The organism is Mycolicibacterium phocaicum, assembly GCF_010731115.1.
GTDB lineage: Bacteria > Actinomycetota > Actinomycetes > Mycobacteriales > Mycobacteriaceae > Mycobacterium > Mycobacterium phocaicum.
Genome location: NZ_AP022616.1, coordinates 1,479,164 through 1,494,674, shown reverse-complemented (window position 1 = coordinate 1,494,674; position 15,511 = coordinate 1,479,164). Strand labels below are relative to the sequence as shown.

Genomic DNA, 15,511 nt, shown 5'->3' with positions numbered 1-15,511 from the left:
CAAACTCTTTAACCGCGCCGAAACGTAACTGGTCGATCCGTTCACATACGCGAAACGCCCGCGCGCCGTCGGCGAAACAACCGATGCGCAAAGTTCTGGCCTAGGTCATCGGCATCTGCCTGTGACATGGGTTAAGGAGGAAGCGGCCAGTGGATGGATTCCCTATCTTGGGCACGCCGGACACCGGTGATACCGCATGGATGCTGGTGAGTTCAGCGCTCGTGCTGTTGATGACACCGGGTCTGGCGTTCTTCTACGGCGGCATGGTGCGCCGTAAGGGCGTGCTCAACATGATCATGATGAGCATCAGCGCCATGGGTGTCGTCACGGTGTTGTGGGTGCTGTACGGCTACTCGATGGCGTTCGGCAACGACAAGTGGAGCTTCGTCGGGGATCCCACGCAGTACTGGGGACTGAAGGGCCTGATCGGCGGCAACTCGCTCGTTGCGCACCTGCCCGCGGGAACCACTGCGGCGGTACAGATTCCGCTCGCCGGGACCATTCCGCAGCTGGTGTTCGTGGCGTTCCAGTTGATGTTCGCCATCATCACCGTCGCCCTGATCTCGGGTGCGGTCGCCGACCGCCTCAAGTTCGGCGGCTGGCTGCTGTTCGCCGGCCTGTGGGCCACTTTCGTCTACTTCCCGGTCGCGCACTGGGTGTTCGCCTTCGACGGCATCACGGCCACGCACGGTGGCTGGATCGCCAACCAGCTCAAGGCAATCGACTTCGCCGGTGGTACCGCGGTGCACATCAACTCCGGTACCGCGGGCCTGGTGCTGGCCATCATCCTGGGCAAGCGCTCGGGCTGGCCCACCACTCCGATGCGGCCGCACAACCTGCCGTTCGTCATGCTGGGCGCCGGTCTGCTGTGGTTCGGTTGGTACGGCTTCAACGCCGGCTCGGCACTGACCTCTGACGGTGTCGCCGCGTCGACGTTCATCACCACCACCGTGGCTACCGCCGCCGCGATGCTGTTCTGGCTGCTGACGGAAAAGATTCGTGACGGTCACGCCACCTCCCTCGGCGCGGCGTCGGGCATCGTGGCCGGCCTGGTGGCCATCACTCCGTCCTGCTCGTCGGTCAATGTCATCGGTGCGCTGGCGATCGGCGCGGGCGCCGGTGTGGTCTGCGCGCTGGCGGTCGGCCTGAAGTTCAAGCTGGGCTTCGACGACGCGCTCGACGTGGTGGGCGTGCACCTGGTCGGTGGTCTGTTCGGCACCCTGATGGTCGGCCTGGTGGCCACCAAGGAGGCTCCGGCCGCTGTCGCGGGTCTGTTCTACGGCGGTGGGTTCGACCAGCTGTGGCGTCAGGCCGTCGGCGCGTTCGCGGTGCTTGGCTACTCAGCGATCGTTACCGCTATCTTGGCCTTGATCGTCAAGTACACCATCGGCTTGCGCCTCGACCGCGAGGACGAGGCCAACGGTATCGACGAGGCCGAACACGCGGAAACCGCTTATGAATTCGCGTGATCGGGAAGGATTTACGGTGACATCCACGAGTACCGCGGTTATTTGGAAGGAATTGATCAAATGAAGTTGATCACGGCGATCGTCAAGCCGTTCACGCTCGAAGACGTCAAAACCGGTCTGGAGCAGATGGGCATCCTCGGGATGACCGTCAGCGAGGTGCAGGGCTACGGGCGCCAGAAGGGCCACACCGAGGTCTACCGCGGTGCCGAGTACTCGGTGGACTTCGTGCCCAAGGTCCGGGTCGAGGTCATCGTCGACGACGCGTCGGTCGACAAGGTCATGGATGTCATCGTGCAGGCTGCGCGGACCGGCAAGATCGGTGACGGCAAGGTGTGGGTCACCTCTGTCGAGACCGTGGTCCGCGTCCGTACGGGTGAGCGGGGCAGCGACGCCATCTGACGTCGGCTGACCACCAGATGACAATGCAGACACCAGATTCCGCTGCCGGAGCCGACGATACTTCGGTTTCGTCTGCTTCGGCAGCGGGATCAACCCGTCCGGCGAGCGACCTGAGCGCTGCTGTCGAGCAGTTGCTCACCGGCGGCGCGCGCCGCCTCGATTCGGTGGCGTTGCGCGAGGCGCTGGTCGATCTGTACGAATTCTGGCTTGCCGCAAAGGCAACCGAGATCGGCATCACCGAGACCAGTGGGTTCTCCATCGTGGCCACCGGCGGTCTCGGACGGCGAGAGATGCTGCCGTACTCGGACCTGGATTTGATGCTGTTGCACGACGACCTGCCGCAGGCCGACGTCACCGAGGTCGCCGAGGCACTGTGGTACCCGTTGTGGGACGCCAACATTCACCTCGACCACAGTGTCCGGACGGTGCCGCAGGCGCTCAAGACCGCAGCCGGCGACGTCTCTGCCGGGCTGGCCATGCTCGACGCCCGGCACATCGCGGGCGATTCGGATCTGTCGTCGCTGTTGGTCGGCGGCGCCAGGCGGCAGTGGCGGACCGGGATCACGTCCCGCTTCACCGAATTGATCGAACACGCCGCGGCGCGGTGGGAACGTTCCGGTCAGATCGCGCACCGCGCGGAGCCGGATCTCAAGAACGGCCGCGGCGGCCTGCGGGACGTGCAGCTGCTCAACGCGCTGGCCATGGCGCAGTTGGCGGACGTCTACCCGAGTCGTTCCGTGGCTTCACCCATCGGCACCCTGGGCGACGCCCACTTGGCGCTGCTCAACGTTCGCACCGAGCTCCATCGCGTCTCGCACAAGGGCCGCGAGATGGTGCTGGCCCAGTACGCCGACGAGGTCGGCGCCGCACTGGGTATCGGTGACCGCTTCGACCTGGCGCGCATGATCAGCGATGCCGCCCGCACCATCAGCTTCTACGTGGACGCCGGCGTGCGTACCGCGGGGAATGCCTTGCCGCGCAGAGGCTTTGCGGCACTCAAACGACCCGTCCGGCGACCACTGGACGAGGGCGTACTCGAGTTCGGTGGCGAGGTCATCCTGGCCCGCGACGCCAAGCCGCAGCGCGACCCCGGCCTGATCCTGCGCGTGGCCGCCGCGGCGGCCACCAACGGCCTGCCCATCGCGGCCTCGACGTTGGCGCGGCTCGCCGAGTCAGCGCCCGAATTGCGGGCACCGTGGCCGAAGGAAGCACTCAACGACCTGCTGGTGATGCTGGCGGCGGGGCCGGGCGCGGTGTCCACCGTGGAGGCCCTCGACCGGACCGGGCTGTGGGGCCGGCTGTTCCCCGAGTGGGGCGCGATCCGTGACCTGCCGCCACGCGACGTCGTGCACATCTGGACCGTCGACCGGCATCTGATCGAAACCGTCTCCCGGGCAAGCGCTTTCACCACCCGCGTGGACCGGCCTGACCTGCTGGTGCTGGGTGCGCTGCTGCACGACATCGGCAAGGGCCGGGGCGGCGACCACAGTGTGATCGGCGCCGAACTGGCCAATCAGATCGGCATCCGGCTGGGCCTGTGGCCGGCCGATATCGAGGTGCTGGTCAAGATGGTGCGCTACCACCTGCTGCTGCCGGAGACGGCGACCCGTAGGGACCTGCAGGACCCCAACACCATCGCCGCGGTGGTCGACGCACTGGGCGGCGACGGGCAACTGCTGGAGCTGCTGCACGCGCTGGCCGAGGCGGATTCGCTCGCCACGGGCCCCGGTGTGTGGGGCGATTGGAAGGCCTCGCTGATCGGCGATCTGGTGCGGCGGTGCCGGATGATGATGGCGGGGGAGGACCTGCCGCATCCTGATCCCATTGATCCGCAACTGCTTTCGCGTGCCGACCAGAGCGGTGTCCATGTGGAGCTCACGGCGGGGGACAGTGCGCACCTGTTCAACGTCACGATGCTCGCCCCGGACCGCCGCGGTCTGCTGTCGAAGGCTGCCGGGGTACTGGCCCTGCACTCGCTGCGGGTGCATTCGGCGTCGGTCAACAGCCACGAAGGGCTGGCGATCAACACATTCGTGGTCTCGCCGCACTTCGGCTCGCCGCCGGCCGCCGAACTGCTGCGTCAACAGTTCATCCTGGCGCTCGACGGCGATCTCGACGTGATCGCCGCGCTCGAGCAGCGGGACGAGGACACTCCGGCCCCGACCCGGCGGGCCGGCGAGATTCCCGCAGCGGTGCCCGGCTACCACGCGATCGCGCCACCCCGCGTGCGGTGGTTCGAAGGGTCCTCCGACGATGAGTTGGTCGTACAGATCCGCAGCGCCGACCGGCCGGGCCTGCTCGCTCGCCTGGCCGCTGTGATCGAGCGCAAGAGCGTGGACATCGCCTGGGCGAAGGTGACCACGCTGGGCGCCACCGTCGTCGACGCATTCGGACTGGTGGTTCCGGACGACTTCACGGCCGCCGAGGCCCGGGCCGCGTTCGAACAGGATCTGTACGCGGTGTTGCCTGCGCCCGTGCCGGCCAAGCCCGCGGTGATCACTGCTGAGGTGAGTTAGCGAGTTCGGCGCTGCCGCACCAGTTCCGGACGGCGGCACGGACCTCGGCTGCCTCGCCGGCCCACGCGACATAGCCGTCGGGCCGGATCAGCACGGCGGGCGGCAATTGGTCATCGTCCGTGACGGCGCAGTTGATGTCCGTGCGGTCGAGTATCAGGCCGCTCTTGGTCAGCAGTAGGAAGCGGCCGTCTCGCAGGAGTTCGTAGACCCGGGTGCCCCCGCACGCGGCGTCGGGCATCCGTTGCCCGACCAATCGGTGATCGCCGCGCTTGCGCGGATAGCCGATGGCGATTCCGCTGAGGCGGCCTCCCATGGCGCGCCTGGTCGGTCCGGTGCTCAACAGGGTGGTGATCGCGATGCGCCGCAACAGTCGCCGCGGCAGGCTGCGTCCCAGCACCAGTTGATTGAACGCATCGGTGAGCTTGAGCACCTTTGCGCCGACGGCATGGCGTTCGCGCTGGTAGCTGTCCAGGAGCCAGGCCGGTGCGGTGCCCTTGACTGCCGACGCCAGCTTCCAGCCCAGGTTCATCGCGTCCTGGATTCCGGTGTTCATGCCTTGCGCGCCAAGAGGCGAGTGCACGTGGGCCGCGTCCCCGGCGATGAAGCAGCGCCCGACGCGATAGCGGTCGGCCTGGCGCCGCTCGGACAGGAACCGGGTGCTCCAGCGCATCTCGCCCATGCCGAAGTCGGTCTTCGCGATCCGGCGCAGGGACTCCCTGATCTCTGAAAGTGGCACCGGCTCGCTGAGTGGTACGTCCTCCCGGGTCCGGTCCCACGCGATGGCGCGGAACCAGCCGTCGCCGAACGGGACCAGCAGCACGACGCCGTCGGGACTGGTCGCGGCGGCCAGTCCGTCGGCCGGCGGGTTCGCCAGCTGCACATCGGCCAGCAGGATGTGCGTCTGGTACTGCTTGCCGGCGAACCCGATCCCCACCATCGTGCGCACGGCGCTGTGCGCACCGTCGCAGCCGACGAGGTAACCGGCCCGGACCGTGCTCTGGTCCGCGAGTAGCACGGTGACGCCGTCGCTGTCCTGCGTCAGGCCGGCAACCTCTGCGCCGTAGCGGATTTCGACACCGAGCTCGATGGCGCGTGCGGTCAGCACCCGTTCGGTCAGGCTTTGCGGTGCCATCAGCACCATGGGGTAGCGGGTGGGCAGATCCTGCAGGTTGATCGCGGCGCCCGGGACCGGGCTCACGGTCTGGACCGGGAGCCCGCGCTGCACGAGTTCGTCGGCCAGACCGCGGGCGTCCAGCAGTTCCAGCGTCCGCGCGTGCACGCCGAAAGCCCGGGTGATGTTCGGGATGTCGCGGCGTCGTTCGAGCAACTGAACCGCGACGCCGCGCATGGCCAGTTCGCACGCCAACGTCAGGCCCGTCGGACCGGCGCCGACAACGACGACGTCCGTGCTGTTCAAGGTGGTCATCTCAGGCTCCTCATTTAATTCATCAGGCAATGAATTCATCGCGCGATGAAATACTGCGGGCGCGGGTGTTGCCGTGTCAAGGGGACGGTGGTGCCGAAGTACCGGCGGCAGGCGCTGCGGTTAGGCTTAACCCCGTGTTTGAATCCCTGTCCGACCGGTTGACCGGTGCGCTGTCGGGTCTGCGCGGCAAGGGCCGGCTGACCGACGCCGATATCGACGCCACCGCCCGCGAAATCCGCCTGGCCCTGCTCGAGGCCGACGTGTCGCTGCCGGTCACGCGCGAGTTCATCGGCCGGATCAAGGACCGTGCCAAGGGCGCCGAGGTCTCCGGTGCGCTCAACCCGGCGCAGCAGGTCGTCAAGATCGTCAACGAGGAGCTCATCGGCATCCTCGGTGGTGAGACGCGCCAGCTGGCGTTCGCCAAGACGCCGCCGACGGTCATCATGCTGGCCGGTCTGCAAGGTTCGGGTAAGACCACCCTCGCCGGCAAGCTGTCGAAATGGCTCAAGGAGCAAGGGCATACGCCGCTGCTGGTGGCGTGTGACCTGCAGCGCCCGGGCGCGGTCAACCAGCTGCAGATCGTCGGTGAGCGGGCGGGCGTCAACGTCTTCGCGCCGCATCCGGGAGTCTCACCCGACGGCGTGACCATCGACCAGATGACCACCGGTGACCCGGTATCGGTCGCCGCCGCGGGCTTGGCCGAGGCCAAGGCCAAGCACTTCGACGTCGTGATCGTCGACACCGCCGGCCGCCTAGGTATCGACGAAGAACTGATGGCCCAGGCCGCCGCGATCCGCGACGCCGTCAAGCCCGACGAGACGCTGTTCGTCCTCGACGCGATGATCGGTCAGGACGCCGTGACCACCGCCAACGCCTTCCGCGAGGGCGTCGGCTTCACCGGTGTCGTGCTGACCAAGCTGGACGGCGACGCCCGCGGTGGTGCGGCGCTGTCCGTCCGCGAGGTCACCGGCGCGCCGATCCTGTTCGCCTCCGCCGGTGAGAAGCTCGAAGACTTCGACGTCTTCCACCCGGACCGCATGGCGTCGCGCATCCTGGGCATGGGCGACGTCCTCACCCTGATCGAGCAGGCCGAGCAGGTCTTCGACCAGAAGAAGGCCGAAGAGGCCGCCGCCAAGATCGGCTCCGGCGAACTGACGCTCGAGGACTTCCTCGAGCAGATGCTGATGATCCGCAAGATGGGTCCCATCGGGAACCTGCTGGGCATGCTGCCCGGTGCCGGTCAGATGAAGGACGCTCTGGCAGCCGTCGACGACAGCCACCTGGACCGCATTCAGGCCATCATCCGCGGCATGACCCCCGCCGAGCGGTCCGATCCCAAGATCATCAACGCCTCGCGGCGGCTGCGTATCGCGAACGGCTCCGGTGTCACCGTGGCCGAGGTCAACCAGCTGGTCGACCGCTTCTTCGAGGCCCGCAAGATGATGTCGCAGATGGCCGGCCAGATGGGAATGCCGTTCGGCCGCAAGAACTCTCGTAAGGCAGCGAAGGGCAAGAACAAGCAGGCGGGCAAGGGCCGCAAGGGCGGACGGGGACCCACGGCGCCGAAGGCGGCCGCCAACCCGTTCGGTCTCGACCCGAGCGCGCTGCCGGGTGGTTTCCCGGACCTGTCGAACATGCCGCAGGGGCTCAACGAGTTGCCGCCGGGCCTTGCCGACTTCGATCTGTCACAGCTGAAGTTCCCGAAGAAGTAGCCGTCGTGCGGGCGCTGCACATTCGTGGTCGCGGGTTGCCCGACGGCGACGAGGTGCAGTGGTGGATACACGGCGGAGTGCTGTCGGCCGAGCCGATCGCCAACGCCGACACCATCTTCGACGGTGGCTGGATCATCCCCGGCCTGGTCGACGCGCACTGTCACGTGGGCATCGGGCCGGGTGGCGCCGTCGAACCCGACGAGGCCGAGCGGCAAGCCGAGACCGAGCGGCAGGCCGGTGCGCTGCTCCTGCGCGACGCCGGATCGCCCGTCGACACCCGCAGCTTCGACGACCGTGACGACCTCCCGCGGATCATCCGGGCGGGTCGGCACCTGGCACGGCCCAAGCGCTACCTGCCCGGGCTGCCCATCGACGTCGAGGACGAGTCGCAGCTGCCGCAGTACGTCGCCGAACAGGCCCGTCGCGGTGACGGCTGGGTCAAGCTGGTCGGCGACTGGATCGACCGGGGCGTGGGTGACCTGGCGCCGCTGTGGTCCGACGACGTCCTCAAAGAGGCCATCGACGCCGCCCACGCCAACGGCGCCCGGGTCACGGCGCACGTGTTCGGCGAGGACGCGCTGCCGGGGCTGATCAACGCCGGCATCGACTGCATCGAGCACGGCACCGGGATCACCGACGACATCATCGAGCTGATGCTCGCGAACGGCACCGCGCTGGTGCCGACGCTGATCAACATCGAGAATTTCCCCGGGATCGCGGACAAGGCGGCCAAGTTCCCGGCCTACGCCAAGCACATGCGCGATCTGTACGCGACGTGCCCACAGCGGGTCGGTGCCGCCCACGAGGCCGGGGTTCCCATCTACGCGGGCACCGATGCCGGCGGCATGATCGCCCACGGCCGCATCGCCGACGAGGTAGCCGCCCTCGGCCGGGTGGGCCTGAGCCCGACCGACGCATTGGGGGCGGCGAGCTGGGACGCGCGAAAGTGGTTGGGGCGTCCGGCATTGGAGCACGGTGCCTCGGCTGATCTCGTCTGCTATGCCGAGGACCCGCGGCTGCCGGGCGTGCTCGACCACCCCGCGTTGGTGATCCTGCGCGGGAACGTCTACTGACTCACGTGTATTGGCTGAAACCCCAGTCCAGCAGCTGCCGCGCCTGGGGGTAGAGATCGCCGGTGCCGTACATCTGCACCACGACCAGCCGGTGGTTGCCGCGTTGCGCCGCACCGACATAGGTCTTGCGCGCCCGATCCGTGTAGCCGGTCTTGCCGGCGAAATCGCCCGGGTAACCGGTCAGCAACTCGTTCTGACTGGTGAGGGTCTTGCCGGGAAACTGCGCGGACGTCTGCCGGAAGATCTCGGCGATCACGGGGTAGGTCAGCGCCGTCCGGTAGATCACCCCGAGATCGCGCGGGGTGGTGATCGATTCCCAGCCGGGGCCGTCGAGCCCGGACGGTGAGCCGGCGCGGGTGCTGCGGGCACCGAGCGCCGCGGCCTTGCGATTCATGGCGGCCACCGTGACGCGCTGTCCGCCGAGCATGTCCGCCAGCATGTTCGCGGCGTCATTACCCGACACCATGAGCAGGGCATCGAGGAGCTGGCGCACGGAATAGACCTGGCCGGGCTTGAGCCCGACGCACGAACACTCGACCTTGGTGTGCGACTCATTGGCCCGTCCCAGGGCGTCCGGGCGCAGGTTGTCCAGTACGACCATGGCCAGCAACGGCTTGATGGTGCTGGCCGGCGCGTACGACCCGCCGGGATCCTGCGACGCCAGCACCTGGCCGGTGTCGAGGTCGGCGACCAGCCAGGCCTTGGCCGGGCCGTTGGCAAATGCCTGCGCGCCCGTGGGTTGCCCGGTGGGTTCGGCCGCCGCGAGGGGTGTTGCGATCGGCGTCACCAGTAATGCGCCGAGGGTCAGCGCGGTCGCCGTGAACAGTTTGCGCACGAGCGCCGACGCTACGGATTCCAGGCTGCGATCAGCTCGCGCCGAGATTCCGGTCGGGTATCGGTTGCTGCGGTTAGAGCGAGCCGACGCTGACGGAGCGGTCCTGCGCGAAGCCCCAATCCAGCAACTGGGAGGCCTGGTCCCAGTAGGTCGGTCCGCCCTCGTGCACCATGCCGTACATCATCGCGATGACCAGACGGCGTCCGCCGCGGTCGGCGGCAGCCACGTACGTCTTCTTGGCGGCGTTGGTGAATCCGGTCTTGCCGCCGATGGTGCCGGGGTACCGCTGCAGCAGCTGGTTCTCGTTGACGATCTGCTCGTTGCCGTTCTTGCCTGGGAACGTCGCGGCGGGCTGCGCGGTGATCTGCGCGAAGTACGGGTTGGCCATCGCGGCGCGGAAGATGATGGCCAGGTCCCGCGGCGTCGTCCAGCCCGAACCGCCCGCGCCGTCGAGGCCCGACGGGGTGGCGGCGTGGGTGTCGACGGCGCCGATCGCGGCGGCCTTGGCGTTCATCTTGGCGACGGCGACGTCGTAGCCGCCGATCATGTCGGCCAGGGCGTTGGCCGCGTCGTTGCCCGAGGCGAGCAGCACCGCGTCCAGCAGCTGGCGCGCGGTGTAGACGTGGCCGGGGACGATGCCGGCGCAGTTGCACTCCACCTGGGTGTCGGCGACGGTGCCGGCCACGGTCGCGTCCAGGCTCGGCAGTTCACTGAGCGCGGTCAGCGCCAGCAGTGTCTTGATGGTGCTGGCGGGCGGATGCCGCAGGTCGATGTCCTGGCCGGCGAGGATCTGGCCCGAGTCCATGTCGGCGACGATCCAGGCGGGGGCCGGCCCCGCCGGGATCTGTACGGTGCCGACCGGCTGGATGTCGGGGTCAGCGGCCGCAACCGGCGGCGCGACGAGGAACACGAGCGTCAGGGTCGCCATGACGGCGGTTGCGAACCTTCCCATGGAGCCAGCAGCCTACTGGTGGTGTTCAATCGGAGCATGCTGAGTCTGGAAGAGATCTCGGACCGTCTGGAAATCCAACAGCTGTTGGTCGCGTACTCGACGGCCATCGATACCCGCCAATTCGATGATCTGGCAAAGGTTTTCACGCCTGACGCGTACATCGACTACCGCGCGATGGGCGGCATCGACGGGCATTTCCCCGAGGTCAAGGAATGGCTGGCGCAGGTGCTGCCGAATTTCCCGGCCTATGCGCACATGCTCGGCAACTTCGACGTCACCATCACCGGTGACACGGCGAAATCGCGCACCATCTGCTTCAACCCCATGGTGTTGCCCACCGGGGCGAGCGAAGCGACGGGGCAAGGCTCGGCGGAAGCCGACGCGCAGCCCCAGGTGCTGTTCTGCGGCCTCTGGTACGAGGACGAGTTCGTCCGTACCGCCGAGGGCTGGCGCATGACCCGCCGCGTCGAGACCAAGTGCTTCGACCGGGTGGTTTGACGCGTCCTCGGGATTTGGGGCGGTCGTGGCTGCTCTGGCAGAATGGTCGGCTGTCTGTCCGCGACTCGTTCAATGCGCCGCGCGGCGGTCACACACGTGAGGCAAGACCGGACCGGGCAATCCGCCTGAGTCGCTGAATTGCAGCGTGGCAATCATCAGGAGAAGTGCAGAACATGGCTGTCAAGATCAAGCTCACCCGGCTTGGCAAGATCCGCAACCCCCAGTACCGCATCATCGTCGCCGACGCGCGCACCCGCCGCGACGGCCGCGCCATCGAGGTCATCGGCCGGTACCACCCGAAGGAAGAGCCGAGCCTGATCGAGATCGATTCGGAGCGCGCGCAGTACTGGTTGGGCGTCGGCGCACAGCCGACCGAGCCGGTCGCCGCCCTGCTGAAGATCACCGGTGACTGGCAGAAGTTCAAGGGCCTGCCGGGCGCCGAGGGCACCCTGAAGGTCAAGGAGCCCAAGCCGTCCAAGCTGGACCTGTTCAACGCCGCGCTGGCCAACGCCGACGCCGCCCCCGGTGGCGAGGCCGTCACGCTGAAGAAGCGCAAGGACAAGAAGGAAGAGGCGGCTGAGGCTGCTGCCGAGACCGAGGCTGCCGAGGCCACTGAGGCCGAGGCCGAAGCGCCCGCCGAATGAGCAGCGTCGTCGTCGACGCCGTAGAGCACCTGGTCCGCGGGATCGTCGACAACCCGGATGATGTCCGGGTCGACATGGTGACCAGCCGCCGCGGTCGTACCGTCGAGGTGCACGTGCACCCCGATGACCTGGGCAAGGTCATCGGGCGCGGCGGCCGCACGGCCACCGCGCTGCGGACGCTGGTCGCCGGCATCGGCGGCCGGGGCATCCGCGTCGACGTGGTGGACACCGACCAGTAAATATGGACCTCGTGGTCGGCCGCGTCGTCAAGGCGCACGGCATCAGCGGCGAGGTAGTCGTCGAAGTACGTACCGATGATCCCGGCGAGCGTTTCTCGCCGGGATCATCGCTGCGTGGCAAGCCGGGAGCCCGAAATCCCGGTCCTGAACGCACCTTCGTCGTCGAATCGATGCGCGAGCACGGCGGCCGGTTGTTGGTCCGCCTCGAAGGCGTGGCCGATCGCAATGCGGCAGATGCGTTGCGCGGCACGCTGTTTCTCGTGGATTCCGCGAGCCTGCCGCCCATCGAAGAACCCGACGAGTTCTACGATCACCAACTCGAGGGCCTCAAGGTCCGCACCGTCGACGGCGTCGACGTGGGTGTGGTGACCGAGGTGTTGCACACCCCGGGCGGTGAATTGCTGTCCATCCGAACGGAATCCGGCGCCGAGGTGCTGGTGCCGTTCGTCACCCAGATGGTGCCGACGGTGTCGCTGGCCGACGGTCTGGTGGAGATCGATCCGCCCGACGGCCTGCTCGAGATGGACTGACATCCATGCGGATCGACGTCGTCACCATCTTCCCGGCGTATCTCGACGCCCTGCAGCAGTCTTTGCCGGGCAAGGCCATTGCCAACGGCACCGTCCAACTCGGCGTGCACGACCTGCGGAACTGGACGCATGACGTCCACAAGTCGGTCGACGATTCGCCGTACGGCGGCGGGCCCGGCATGGTGATGAAGGCGCCGATCTGGGGTGCTGCCCTCGACGAAATCTGCACTCCGGAAACGGTTTTGGTGGTTCCGACGCCGGCCGGCCGGTTGTTCACGCAGGAACACGCACACCGGTGGACCGAAGAACAGCACCTGGTGTTCGCCTGTGGCCGTTACGAGGGCATCGACCAGCGGGTCGCCGACGACGCCGCCCGGCGGATGCGGGTCGAAGAGGTATCGATCGGTGACTATGTGCTGCCCGGTGGCGAGTCCGCGGCTCTCGTGATGATCGAGGCCGTGGTGCGGCTGTTGCCCGATGTCCTGGGCAATCCGGTGTCGCACCAAGATGATTCGCATTCGGCGCACGTCGGGGGAGTGCTGGAGGGGCCGAGCTACACCCGGCCGCCGGTGTGGCGGGACCTCGAGGTGCCCCCGGTACTGCTGTCGGGTGACCACGCCAAGGTTGCCGCCTGGCGTCGCGAACAGGGGCTGCAGCGCACGCGGGAAAGAAGACCTGATCTGTTGCGCTAGACCGCTTCCCCGTCGCTTCGCTCGCCCCGACTGACGAACTAGCTGATTCGCCCGCCCGGGAACATCGTCTTGACGGCGCCCGTGATCGTGGCGCGGGCCGTGGCGTCATCGGTGGGTTGCAGCGCGCCGATCGCCATCACATAGCGCCGGTCGGCGCCGATCACGCCGGTGGACATGTGCATCCAGTTGTTGCCGCCCCACTCGGGCATCCAGCCCTGCTTCACCGCAACCGGTTCGCCGTACAGGCCGTCCGGGATGCCGAAGCGCTGCGGGTAGCCGTCGGCGCCGGTGGGCGTCGACGCGGCCAGGTTGGCCAGGATGATGCTGGCTCGCTCCGGCGGGAGGCCGCCGGAACCGTTCAGCAGCTTGTCGTAGTAGCGCACCAGGTCGGTCGTGGTGCTCATGGTGTTCCACCACTTGCCGTCGTACGGCACCGACGTCGAGGTCAGCCCGTACCGCGCCGCGACACGGGTGACGACGCTGTTGCCGCCACTGCGATTCCAGAAGATCTCGGCCGCGGAGTCGTCCGACGAGCGGAGCATGGTGTCCAGCGACTGACGGTCGGCCGCGGTGAGCTCGATCTGGCCCTTCGCCTCCTGCAGCAGCAGGTCGTCGGCGATGAACAACTTGGCCACCGACGCGATGGGCAGGGTGGACGTGTTGCCGGTGGCGATCAGCTGACCGGTGTTGCGGTCGAGAACCGCGGTGCTGATCGACGCGCCGGCTGCCGCGGCATCACTGGTGGCGGTCCGTTCGCGGGCATCGAGGCCCGTCAGGGCCGCGGCGGGCTCGGCGGCCGGAGCCTCCGGCAGCTCCAGGGCGGTGACGACCGGTACGACGGTCAGCGCGATCTTGTTCGGCGGCGCCGCCCCGTAGACCTTGGCCTCGCAACCAGCCGTGAGCATCACCGTTGCCGCAGCGGCGGTGATGGTCAGCAGCTTCAATTGCTGCGGGCGCATGGGTCTCCTCGGATCACGATGGATGAAAATCTGATTGATCAGCGTAACGGGTAAATGTGTGTTGGGTGTGACGTCTGTGACGGTGCCGCCTGTGATGTCGACTGCACCGGGCCCGGTGGGGTCACGATTTCGTCACCCGGCGGCTGTCTGGCACAATTGAGCAGTTGTCTGCGCTGGGCGCGGGGTCGGCGTCTGCTTTGGATGTGTCCCCGCCCGCTACGGCATCCGACCAACGTCCGTAAAGAGAATGGCTTTTCCGTCGCGCCGCATGGCGTCCGGCGGCTGCAGCCCGCGAGTTAGCAAGGAAGTGTCACCGATGAAAACGCTGGACTTCGTCGACCAGGCGTCGCTGCGCGACGACATCCCGGCCTTCAACCCCGGCGACACCCTCAATGTGCACGTCAAGGTCATCGAGGGCAACAAGCACCGCATCCAGGTGTTCAAGGGCGTCGTGATCCGTCGTCAGGGTGGCGGCATCGGTGAGACCTTCACCGTCCGCAAGGAGAGCTACGGCGTCGGCGTCGAGCGGACCTTCCCGGTGCACTCGCCGAACATCGACCACATCGACGTCGTCACCCGCGGTGACGTCCGTCGCGCCAAGCTGTACTACCTGCGCGAGCTCCGTGGCAAGAAGGCCAAGATCAAGGAAAAGCGCTGAGCTTGTTCGGCGACCTTTCCGCCGAACTGATTAGCCTGGTGCCGTGACCGGCCCAAGCGAAGACAGCACCACTCCGGACAGTCCGACGACGGACGACGCCGACCCGACAGCGACCGCCGACTCGGCCGCCAAGGCCGAAGAGGCCGACGATAAGCCGAAGTCGAAGCTGGCCGCGCTGCGCGAAGGCGTCGTCCTCGTCGTCACCGCTGTGCTGCTGTACTACCTCGTGCTGACGTTCGTGGCGCGGCCGTATCTGATTCCGTCGGAGTCCATGGAGCCCACGCTGCACGGCTGCAGCGGCTGCGTCGGCGACCGGATCATGGTCGACAAGCTGACCTACCGGTTCAGCTCGCCGGAGCCGGGTGACGTGGTGGTCTTCAAGGGGCCGCCGAACTGGAACATCAGCTACAAGTCGATCCGGTCGGACAACCCGACCATGCGCTGGATTCAGAACGCCCTCTCGGTCGTCGGCTTCGTGCCGCCCGATGAGAACGATCTGGTGAAACGCGTCATCGCGGTGGGTGGCCAGACGGTGCAGTGCCGCAACTCGACGGGGCTGACGGTCGATGGCAAGAAGCTCAAGGAGCCGTACCTGGACCCGGCGACCATGATGGTCGACCCGGCGACAGACCCGTGCCTGGGCAACGAGTTCGGTCCCGTGAAGGTGCCGGACGGTCGGCTCTGGGTGATGGGGGACAACCGCACCCACTCGGCCGACTCACGCGCGCACTGCACGAACACGCCGACGGACGCCATCAACGCGCTGATGTGCACCGGTGACCCGACCGCGGGCACGGTGCCCGTCGCCAATGTGATCGGCAAAGCCCGCTTCATCGCCTGGCCGCCGTCGCGCTGGGGCGGTGTCGTCACGGTCAATCCGCAGACCGGACAATAGGTTTTAGGATTTCC

Annotated in this window: 16 protein-coding genes; 12 read left to right on the top strand and 4 right to left on the bottom strand. The window is 67.5% G+C overall.

The genetic code is table 11. The annotated features are described in order from the left end of the window. Positions 1–149 precede the first annotated feature (149 nt). From G6N46_RS07300 to G6N46_RS07290, 3 genes are read left to right on the top strand one after another with little or no spacing between them, the layout of a single operon-like run. Entirely contained in the window at positions 150–1,469 is a 1,320-nt protein-coding gene (locus tag G6N46_RS07300; protein ID WP_138248808.1) for an ammonium transporter, read from the top strand. A 60-nt stretch (positions 1,470–1,529) separates the two neighbouring features. Beyond that, positions 1,530–1,868 carry a P-II family nitrogen regulator gene (locus tag G6N46_RS07295; RefSeq protein WP_138248809.1) on the top strand — a complete coding sequence of 113 codons (339 nt, stop codon included), beginning with the start codon at positions 1,530–1,532 and terminating at the stop codon, positions 1,866–1,868. A 17-nt stretch (positions 1,869–1,885) separates the two neighbouring features. Next, complete coding sequence (locus tag G6N46_RS07290; protein ID WP_174814029.1) at positions 1,886–4,384, top strand: [protein-PII] uridylyltransferase; 2,499 nt, start codon at positions 1,886–1,888, stop codon at positions 4,382–4,384. On the opposite strand, the gene G6N46_RS07285 is transcribed toward G6N46_RS07290, so the two are convergent. Continuing rightward, positions 4,365–5,810, bottom strand: a complete 1,446-nt coding sequence (locus G6N46_RS07285; protein ID WP_138248811.1) for an FAD-dependent monooxygenase — start codon at positions 5,808–5,810, stop codon at positions 4,365–4,367. The two genes, G6N46_RS07290 and G6N46_RS07285, sit on opposite strands and share 20 nt — an antisense overlap. Before the next feature lie 134 nt (positions 5,811–5,944). Here G6N46_RS07285 and ffh point away from each other — a divergent pair, with 134 nt between their 5' ends. Continuing rightward, complete coding sequence (ffh, locus tag G6N46_RS07280; protein WP_138248812.1) at positions 5,945–7,522, top strand: signal recognition particle protein; 1,578 nt, start codon at positions 5,945–5,947, stop codon at positions 7,520–7,522. 5 nt (positions 7,523–7,527) lie between these two features. Continuing rightward, positions 7,528–8,595 (top strand): amidohydrolase family protein, encoded by a 1,068-nt coding sequence (locus G6N46_RS07275; protein ID WP_064860433.1) that lies wholly within the window; start codon positions 7,528–7,530, stop codon positions 8,593–8,595. Between the two features lies 1 nt (position 8,596). Here the strand turns inward: G6N46_RS07275 and G6N46_RS07270 are convergent, their stop codons facing one another. Beyond that, the gene (locus tag G6N46_RS07270; RefSeq protein WP_174814028.1) at positions 8,597–9,430 is read right to left on the bottom strand and encodes a D-alanyl-D-alanine carboxypeptidase family protein; all 834 of its coding nucleotides are present in this window, start codon (positions 9,428–9,430) and stop codon (positions 8,597–8,599) included. Between the two features lie 73 nt (positions 9,431–9,503). After that, the gene (locus G6N46_RS07265) at positions 9,504–10,382 is read right to left on the bottom strand and encodes a D-alanyl-D-alanine carboxypeptidase family protein (RefSeq protein WP_064860431.1); all 879 of its coding nucleotides are present in this window, start codon (positions 10,380–10,382) and stop codon (positions 9,504–9,506) included. Between the two features lie 36 nt (positions 10,383–10,418). Here G6N46_RS07265 and G6N46_RS07260 point away from each other — a divergent pair, with 36 nt between their 5' ends. From G6N46_RS07260 to trmD, 5 genes are all read left to right on the top strand, one after another. After that, a complete protein-coding gene (locus tag G6N46_RS07260; protein ID WP_138248813.1) occupies positions 10,419–10,880 on the top strand; it encodes a nuclear transport factor 2 family protein in 462 nt (153 codons plus the stop codon). A 173-nt stretch (positions 10,881–11,053) separates the two neighbouring features. Beyond that, positions 11,054–11,524 carry a 30S ribosomal protein S16 gene (rpsP, locus tag G6N46_RS07255; protein ID WP_029105754.1) on the top strand — a complete coding sequence of 157 codons (471 nt, stop codon included), beginning with the start codon at positions 11,054–11,056 and terminating at the stop codon, positions 11,522–11,524. Further along, positions 11,521–11,763 carry an RNA-binding protein gene (locus G6N46_RS07250; RefSeq protein ID WP_003881089.1) on the top strand — a complete coding sequence of 81 codons (243 nt, stop codon included), beginning with the start codon at positions 11,521–11,523 and terminating at the stop codon, positions 11,761–11,763. Before rpsP ends, G6N46_RS07250 begins: the two co-directional genes overlap by 4 nt. 2 nt (positions 11,764–11,765) lie before the next feature. Next, positions 11,766–12,293, top strand: coding sequence for a ribosome maturation factor RimM (gene rimM, locus G6N46_RS07245; protein WP_061004195.1), 528 nt, complete (start codon positions 11,766–11,768; stop codon positions 12,291–12,293). A 5-nt stretch (positions 12,294–12,298) separates the two neighbouring features. Continuing rightward, entirely contained in the window at positions 12,299–12,985 is a 687-nt protein-coding gene (gene trmD / locus G6N46_RS07240) for a tRNA (guanosine(37)-N1)-methyltransferase TrmD (RefSeq protein WP_064860429.1), read from the top strand. Positions 12,986–13,023: 38 nt separating this feature from the next. On the opposite strand, the gene G6N46_RS07235 is transcribed toward trmD, so the two are convergent. Then, positions 13,024–13,944 (bottom strand): serine hydrolase, encoded by a 921-nt coding sequence (locus tag G6N46_RS07235; RefSeq protein ID WP_138248814.1) that lies wholly within the window; start codon positions 13,942–13,944, stop codon positions 13,024–13,026. A gap of 316 nt (positions 13,945–14,260) precedes the next feature. On the opposite strand from G6N46_RS07235, the gene rplS reads away from it, so the two are divergent. Together rplS and lepB are read left to right on the top strand one after the other, a co-directional pair. Then, entirely contained in the window at positions 14,261–14,602 is a 342-nt protein-coding gene (gene rplS / locus G6N46_RS07230; protein ID WP_020103768.1) for a 50S ribosomal protein L19, read from the top strand. Between the two features lie 43 nt (positions 14,603–14,645). Continuing rightward, positions 14,646–15,497, top strand: coding sequence for a signal peptidase I (lepB, locus tag G6N46_RS07225; RefSeq protein WP_138248815.1), 852 nt, complete (start codon positions 14,646–14,648; stop codon positions 15,495–15,497). Positions 15,498–15,511 lie beyond the last annotated feature (14 nt).